This window comes from Nonomuraea sp. NPDC004186 (assembly GCF_053603495.1).
Genome location: NZ_JBSGFQ010000238.1, coordinates 1 through 7,255, shown reverse-complemented (window position 1 = coordinate 7,255; position 7,255 = coordinate 1). Strand labels below are relative to the sequence as shown.

General features: G+C 67.9%; 7 protein-coding genes. 3 read left to right on the top strand and 4 right to left on the bottom strand.

Annotation, left to right across the window (positions count from 1 at the left end):
- The coding region (locus ACWEPL_RS64535) for an acetate--CoA ligase family protein (protein ID WP_452442877.1) at positions 1-1,269 on the top strand (1,269 nt) is incomplete at its 5' end.
- Between the two features lie 216 nt (positions 1,270-1,485).
- A complete protein-coding gene (locus ACWEPL_RS64530) occupies positions 1,486-1,806 on the top strand; it encodes a hypothetical protein (RefSeq protein WP_452442875.1) in 321 nt (106 codons plus the stop codon).
- A gap of 133 nt (positions 1,807-1,939) precedes the next feature.
- Here ACWEPL_RS64530 and ACWEPL_RS64525 read toward each other — a convergent pair whose 3' ends face one another.
- From ACWEPL_RS64525 to ACWEPL_RS64515, 3 genes are all read right to left on the bottom strand, one after another.
- On the bottom strand, positions 1,940-2,620 hold the full coding sequence (locus ACWEPL_RS64525; RefSeq protein WP_363983019.1) for a CBS domain-containing protein: 681 nt from the start codon (positions 2,618-2,620) through the stop codon (positions 1,940-1,942).
- Between the two features lie 297 nt (positions 2,621-2,917).
- Positions 2,918-3,343, bottom strand: coding sequence for an Hsp20/alpha crystallin family protein (locus tag ACWEPL_RS64520; protein WP_452442873.1), 426 nt, complete (start codon positions 3,341-3,343; stop codon positions 2,918-2,920).
- 288 nt (positions 3,344-3,631) lie between these two features.
- Positions 3,632-4,483, bottom strand: coding sequence for a universal stress protein (locus ACWEPL_RS64515; RefSeq protein WP_452442871.1), 852 nt, complete (start codon positions 4,481-4,483; stop codon positions 3,632-3,634).
- Between the two features lie 237 nt (positions 4,484-4,720).
- On the opposite strand from ACWEPL_RS64515, the gene ACWEPL_RS64510 reads away from it, so the two are divergent.
- Positions 4,721-5,335, top strand: coding sequence for an Rv1733c family protein (locus ACWEPL_RS64510; RefSeq protein WP_452442879.1), 615 nt, complete (start codon positions 4,721-4,723; stop codon positions 5,333-5,335).
- Between the two features lie 987 nt (positions 5,336-6,322).
- Here the strand turns inward: ACWEPL_RS64510 and ACWEPL_RS64505 are convergent.
- Complete coding sequence (locus ACWEPL_RS64505; RefSeq protein WP_452442869.1) at positions 6,323-6,766, bottom strand: DUF2267 domain-containing protein; 444 nt, start codon at positions 6,764-6,766, stop codon at positions 6,323-6,325.
- Between the last annotated feature and the right edge of the window lie 489 nt (positions 6,767-7,255).

Here is a 7,255-nt window from a genome sequence, read left to right as displayed (position 1 = left end):
GCCGCCGGTGTGATCCGGCTCGACAGTGTCCACGAGCTGATCGACACTGCCAAGCTGCTGGCCGGTCAGCCGTTGCCGGCCGGTCGCCGGGTGGCCGTCGTGGGCAATTCGGGCGGGCCGCAGGCGATGGCCGCCGACGCCTGCGAGGCCCACGGCCTGATCGTTCCGGAGCTGCCGCCCGGACTGCTGGAGGCCCGTGCCGCCGCCGCGCTGGGCAACCCGGTCGACCTGACCGCCGATGCCACCGCCGCCGAGATCGGCGCCGCCGTCGAGGTCCTTGCCGCTTCGCCCGCGGTAGACGTGGTCCTTGTCGTTTACACCCCACCGTTCGGTGATGGCCTGGAGGCGACTCGTCAGGCCATCGCGGATGCCACCAAGACGGCGGCCAAGACCGTGCTGGCCTGCGTCGTCGGCCACGACGGCCTGATCGACGGCCGCGTCCCCAGCTATGCCTTCCCCGAGCAGGCCGTCCAGGCCCTGGCCCACGCGGTGCGCTACGCCGAATGGCGCAGCCGGCCCGTCGAACCCGTTCCAGTGCCTCCGCCCGCCGACGAGAAGACCGCCCGGGAGATCGTCCACGCGGAGTTGGAGACGCACCCGGACGGTGGCTGGCTATCACCCGCCGAGGCCGCCCGGCTGCTCGGCTGCTACGGCGTGACGCCGGTGGAGTCCCTCGACGTGGACGGCCCTGAGGCCGCCGCCGCGGCGGCCTTGCGCGTGGGGCTGCCCGCCGTGCTCAAGGCCACAGGTCCCGTGCACAAGAGCGAGGTCGGCGGGGTGCGGCTCAACCTTCAGACCCCCGACGAGGTACGGCAGGCGTATCACGACATGTCAGCGCGCATAGGCACGGAGATGACCGGCGCGATCGTCCAGCGCATGCTGCCCAGCGGCGTGGAGATCATCGTCGGCGGCGTGAACTACCCGGTGTTCGGCCCGCTGGTCATGGTCGGCATGGGCGGGGTGATGGCCGATCTGCTGGCCGACCGCGCCTTCCGGGTGCCTCCCGTCACCGACGCCCTCGAGATGATCGGCGAGCTGCGCTGCGCCCCGGTGCTGCACGGCTACCGCGGTTCACCACCCGTCGACGTCCCCGCTCTGGCCGATCAGGTCGTCCGGATCGGCAGGCTGCTCGAAGACCTGCCCGAGGTGGCCGAGCTCGACCTCAACCCGGTCATCGTCACTCCGGAGGGCGCGGTCACCGTGGACGCCCGGATCCGGGTGGCGCCCTGCGAAAAGCCGCCCTCACAGCTGCTGCGGCGGATGCGCTGACCAAAGGTCAGGCCATCCGCCGGGCCATGTCGACCAGCCGGTTGGCATGGCCCCATTCGTTGTCGTACCAGCCGAAGACCTTGACCAGGTCCTCGCGCGCCTGCGTGAGGGAGGAGTCGAACACGCAGGAGGCGACATTGGCGATGATGTCGAGTGAGACGAGCGGGGCGGTGCTGTAGCCCAGGAGGCCTGCCCCACCTGGAGCTCGCCGCCCAGGTGGCAGCCCAGGCCCACACCGGTGGCGAGCCGTTCAGCGTCATCTTCGCCGCCATGGGGCTGACTGACGGTGACGCGGGGACGGTGCGCGACATCCTGGAGAGACGTTCGTCGGCCGCGGAGCGGACGCTGCTGCTCAACCTCGCCGACGACCCCGTGATCGAACGGCTGCTCACGCCGCGGACAGCGCTGACCGTCGCCGAGCATCTGGCGTTCGTCCTGCGGCGTCCCGTTCTCGTCGTGCTGGCCGACATGACGAGCTACTGCGAAGCCACGCCTGCTGGCCCAGAGGCCCGACGAGGCCCGGACCGTGGCGTCTGAACAGCGACCAGCGATGATGCGGCGTCGGCATCGACCACGATGTGGTGGTCCCGGCTTCCCGGTGCCCAGGCGGTCAGCGACAGCGCCGTGGCGGCCGAGCTGTTCCGTACCGGGACATCGCGTACCGGCACGGCTATCCGGCCTGCCACGCGGAGTCGTCGATCTTCCAGGCCAGTTCGTCGACCACGCTGACGACGCCGTTGACGTTTCCGACCACGCGGACGGCAATGGCGGCCTCGGCGCGGTGTTCCATCCGGCCGGACAACGTGACCACACCGTCGTTCACCGAGACGGTCATGCCGGAGGTGTCGAACCACAGGGTGCGGCCGAGGATGTCGTCGCGAACCTCGGCGGCGATCTCCTCGTCGCCACGCAGGAACAGCTTGACGAGGTCGCAGCGGCTGACGATGCCCTGCAGTCGGCCGTTGTAATCGATGACCGGCAGTCGTTTGACACCGTGAGTCTCCATGAGGCGGGCCGCCGCGACCGCCGGCGCCTCAAGAGGGACGGTGATGGCGGGACTGGTCATCAGGTTGGCGGCGGTGTCGCCCCGTGCCTTCTGGCGGCTCTTGGGATGGCGCAGCCGGGTACGCAGCGGCGGACGGTAGCCCTCCAGGTAGAACTGCTCGCGAAACTCCTCTTTGCACAGCAGGTCGGCTTCGGAGACCACGCCGATCACGTGGTTGTCATCGTCCAGGACCGGTACGGCGCTGACGCCGTTGCTGACGAGCGTTTCGGCGAGTGCCTTGAACGGGGTATTGGCGGTGACGGAGACGACCTTGCTCGTCATCACGTCCTCAACGGTCATGCCCATGGCCGGTCAGCTCCTTCCTGCTTCTTTCCCGGTGCTTTCATCACAGCTCCAGGCGACGTCGGGAAGTAGGGCCGGAAGTCCCGAGGGGTGGTGACGAGCGTCTGTGACCATCGCGACACTCTGAGTCCCATTCGAGGCTTTCGACTCGCCTGAGCAGGACGATCGGCCGCTGTTCACACCTTCCGCCGGAGAGATGCCTGCGCTATGAGCGGTGACACTGCTGACGGATCGGTACGAGCTCAAGACGCGGCTGCACGGCGACTCCGTCGGCCCGGTCGTTCGTCGTCCCTAGGCTGATCACTCCTTCGGCTGGGTGGCGCCCTCGATGGGGATGTGCCGTCCCTCTGGCCTCCTTTCGGCCAGCTTCACGCTCACTTCGAGGATCCCCTGGTCGTAGACGGCCTTGACGTCGTTCTTATCTGCTCCTTGGGGCAGCGAGATGGAGCGGGTGAAGGACCCGTACCGGAATTCGGTGCGGTACTGCTCCCGGTGCTCCTCACGCCGCTCCGCGTGGATGGTGAGAACCCCGTCGGTCAGGTCGATCTCGACGTCCTTCTCGGGATCGATGCCTGGCAGTTCGACGCGGAGGACGTACCTGCCGTCCTTGATGTAGTCCTCGAACCGCATGGACTGCCATGTGCCTGACCGCACAGCGGCCAGCGGCTCTTCGAACCAGTCGAGCAGATCGGGTAGGAAGCGCTCCCTGCGCATCAGCGTGTCCATGGATACCTCCATATCTTTTCGGGCGGTATATGGGTATTAATCACATTTGTAGAGGCTTCGATGCAGGGGCGGAGGTCCTGGGTGCCGAGGTCTTTCGGTCCGCCGTTGGGAAGGAATGCCGCACGTTTGCCCGGGAGACGGCTCAGCGGGCCTTCCTCGGTGGGCTGCCGTGCGGCCGAGGGGGGACCAGCGGGTGACCGTCTGGTACACCGCCCCGATGCCCTGCCTACGATCTGTCCCGGTTTGCGGTTCATTGCCGGCGTCGGCGAACCACTCAACGAAAGAGGGTCAGCGGCCAGGTTGATCGTCACCACGGCGGCGGACCACGGCGACCGGGCACTGAGCGTGGTGCAGTACGCCGTGGCTGACGGAGCCGAGCACCGCTATCCCACGCCCGCGATTGCCCACCACGAGCAGGTCCGCGTCTTTGGACGCCTCAGTGAGCGCCGCGACCGGATGTACGGAGGTGATATCCGCGATCGCGTCGACCTCAGGGTGTTTGGCGCGCCAAGGGGTGAGCCGATCATGGACGAAGTCGTACTGGGCTCGTTGCAGCCGGTCCAGGTCGAGCGAGACCGCGTGAAGGGGGACGGCGTAGGCGTAGAGGACGTGCAGCGGCACTCCGCGCAGGGACGCTTCGTTGAAGGCGTGGGCCAGGGCGGGCTCTGAGGAGTCGGTCTCGTCCAGACCTACCACGAGCCGCCCATGGTCAGCCGCGATCGAGCGTACGACGACGATCGTGCCGTGGGCGTGGCCCGCCAATCGCAGGCTGACCGAGCCGAGCAACGCGCTGGCGAATCTACTCCGGCCGCGCGAGCCGACCACCAGTTCGGCGGCCGGCTCCGCCTGCGCCCGCAGCTCGGCCACCGGCGATCCGATCTTCACCTTGGTGGCGACCTCGATGCCGGGCCAGCGGGCCATGACAGCCTGGGCCTTCTTCTCCAGCATGGCCTCGGCGGCCTCCCTGAGGCCATCCAGCAGGCCAGGGATCGGGAAACGCGGAAGTTCGTAGGAGCCGTGTTCGATCACATGTACGAGCTCAAGCCGGAGCCTTTTGCGCGTGGCATCGGCAGCAGCCCAAGCGATGGCGGTGTCGGCGCCCGGCGAGTCGTCAGTCCCCACGACGATGACGTCGTTCATGGTTGCGCCTTTCGCTAGCCGTTGAGGACGTCGTACGGGCCCTCTGCCCGAAGCGTGGCAAAACCACGGCAAAGATCCTCAAGGTCGGCCGTTCACCCGGAGCCGTCCGCCTTCGGTGAGCTGAGGCCTGATCTCTCTTGCGAACAGGAGGTCCAAGGGCCCGCTGAGGTCGGGTCATATGCCCCTGTCGTGAACCGTTGCCTCCGCCGGAGGCTGAAGGATAGGGGGAGGTGCGTGATGAGGCGCGCGAGTCAGTGGGTGTTGCTTCGAGTGCGCCGGTACTGGCTGGGACGGAATCCGCTGCGTCGTCGCTCCGATCGGCTGGAAGCGGCAGCTGTGGCCGCCACGTTGATTCTGCTGCTGCTCAGCGTCTGGCCGGCCGTCGTCGTGGGGCGGTCGGTCTATGAGAGAGGACTGCAGGCCGAGCGAGCCGGCCAGGGCATCCGCCAGTCAGTGACGGCGACTCTGGCCCGGGATGCGCCGTACACCCTTCCTGCCGGAAGTGGCGAGGATGGCGCGGGGCCGGGATCACACGCTCCCGCGCGGTGGATGGCTCCGTCCGGTCACTGGAAGATGGGCGAGGTGGCCGTGCCCGCGGGCACCAGAGCGGGTACGTCCGTAAAGGTATGGATCGACGGTCACGGCGAGTTGACCACTCCTCCGACGAGCCACGCGGAAACACTGACGGGCGCCACGGTCGCGGCCTTCCTGGTCGTCGTGGGATCAGCGGCTACCCTGTCGTTGGCCTTCCGGGCCTTCAGAGGGTTGCTCGACAGAGGGCGGTACGCGGCGTGGGATGCCTCCTGGGCGGAGGCGTGCGCGCGGTGGCGCCGCCGTAAACCTGACGGCTAGCTCATTACATCTCAAGAGCCGACGACCAGGTTCTGTCCGCCACGGCGATCACGACCAGCGCGCCCAGATCGGCGGGTGCCTTACCGTCCCTGAGGCGTTCCCGGCCGACCCGGGCTTGGGCCGCGGCGCCAGGGCCATTGGTCCTCAAAGAGAAGGACTTCCGTCCCTAGCGAGACGAACCGGACGGCGGGAGGTTGGTTTTAGGCCTGTGAGACGAGCGAGGGAGTCCGACCTGAGAGCCTCGATGGAGGATCAACGGAAGGGCTGAGAGGTCGGAAAGCCGAAAGACTGACCGTCGACCCCTAGCCACCTGATCCGGACCATACCGGCGAAGGGAGAGCGCCTCACAGGTCTTTGTCGTGTGCAGCCCCGGGGAACTCCGACCACCGGCTCCATGGAGCAAAGCATCGACCCCTGAACGTGTTCAGTCGGCTCGGACACGTGGCCGTACGACGGCGACCGGGCAGGATGCGTACGTAGTGCAGGACACCGTGGCTGACCGAGCCGAGCGGCTCACCCCCCGGCCCCGCGAGCCCACGGCGACCAGATCGGCACGAGCGGAAGTCTCGCACGGCGCCGCGATGGGATTTCCGCGGAAGGCCGACTCGGTCACCTCTACGCGGGGATACCGCTTCGCCCATGGCGACAGAACGTCATGAACACGCTTTTGCCGCGCTTGGCCGATGAATTCGAGATCGGGCGGGAAGCTCGCGACCACCCTGCTCGACGGCAGATCCCAGCATGTACGACCCACAGCCGGGCCCCGCGGACCTGCGCCTCCTCGAAGGCGTAATCGATGGCCGGGTGCACGGCGTCCTCGGGGTCCAGACCGGCCACGATCTCGCCCTGCACCACGCTGGGTGTGCCGCGGACCACGATCACTGCCCGAGCGGCGGCCTCTGCCAGCAGCCGTCCGCCGCCCACAGCACCGCGGCCAGCGCTCCCTGGGAACCGTCCACCCCTACGATGATGGGCTCGGACATGCGATCAACCTCTCCCGGCCGTCCCGGTGGGTTGCAACACGGTACGCACGTCCCGAGGGAGCCGGTCGAGCACATGCGTAACCGACGCCTCCGAGAGCTCCCCGCACAGGAATTCCGTGACAGTGGCAGCGAACTGGGGCACATCCCTGAGCGCGATGCGGGCAGAGCGTGCGAAGTACTCGATGAACTCCTCCCGGCTCCGGCGGATCGGCACGCGGCTGGGCTCCCAGCCGTTGTAATACACCCCACGGAGCAGATCGGGCAGTTGCGCGGCCAAGTGGGCCGCGCTGTCCACGGTCAAACCGTCCCTGACCGCGTGCAGCCAGCCCTTCAACACCCGCTGGGCGAAGTCCCGGTCCTCGGTGCCGAACGCGTCAGCCAGATCGCCCAGCCATCGGTTGGTGGTCTGGACAGTGCGCTCGATGCTCTGTACTCGTGTGTGCGGCATTGTTCCCTCCCTGTGCATGCCCGCCGCCACAGAACCTTCAAGTCCGGGCAAGTAGGTCGTCCAGCGGCTCATCGCGATGGAGCCGTCCGATGGCATCGGCCGGTAGCGAGGCCACCGAGCACACCCCAAGCCGCATCGGTGGCGTAGGCGGCCGGGCAACGGTGTCGGTGACCAGCACCCGATGGATCCCGGCACGATCGAGACGCTCCGCCGCTGCCTCCACGAACAAGCCGGGAGTCGCGGCCACGACGATCTCCGGCGCCGCGCCGTGGGCGGATCGAGCACGATCAGGCGTCGCGTCCCGACCGAAACAAGCGCCTGGAACCGCTCCGCCGTCACCGGGGCCGGCTCGCTGCGGAGTCATCACTGTCCACCACTCCGCTGGCAGCGGAGTATCAGGCCGGCGTGTCAGTCGAGTGCGTAAACGCGATGAACGAACTCGGCAAGCTTGTTGTCGGGCAGTTCTTTCGCGAGATCGGCCTCGCTGAT

Bases quoted from the DNA above. Each gene is read 5' to 3' on its own strand.
- ACWEPL_RS64525 (WP_363983019.1), bottom strand. From the start codon at position 2,620: ATGGGCATGACCGTTGAGGACGTGATGACGAGCAAGGTCGTCTCCGTC.
- ACWEPL_RS64515 (WP_452442871.1), bottom strand. From the start codon at position 4,483: ATGAACGACGTCATCGTCGTGGGGACTGACGACTCGCCGGGCGCCGAC.
- ACWEPL_RS64510 (WP_452442879.1), top strand. From the start codon at position 4,721: ATGAGGCGCGCGAGTCAGTGGGTGTTGCTTCGAGTGCGCCGGTACTGG.
- ACWEPL_RS64505 (WP_452442869.1), bottom strand. From the start codon at position 6,766: ATGCCGCACACACGAGTACAGAGCATCGAGCGCACTGTCCAGACCACC.
- ACWEPL_RS64520 (WP_452442873.1), bottom strand. From the start codon at position 3,343: ATGGACACGCTGATGCGCAGGGAGCGCTTCCTACCCGATCTGCTCGAC.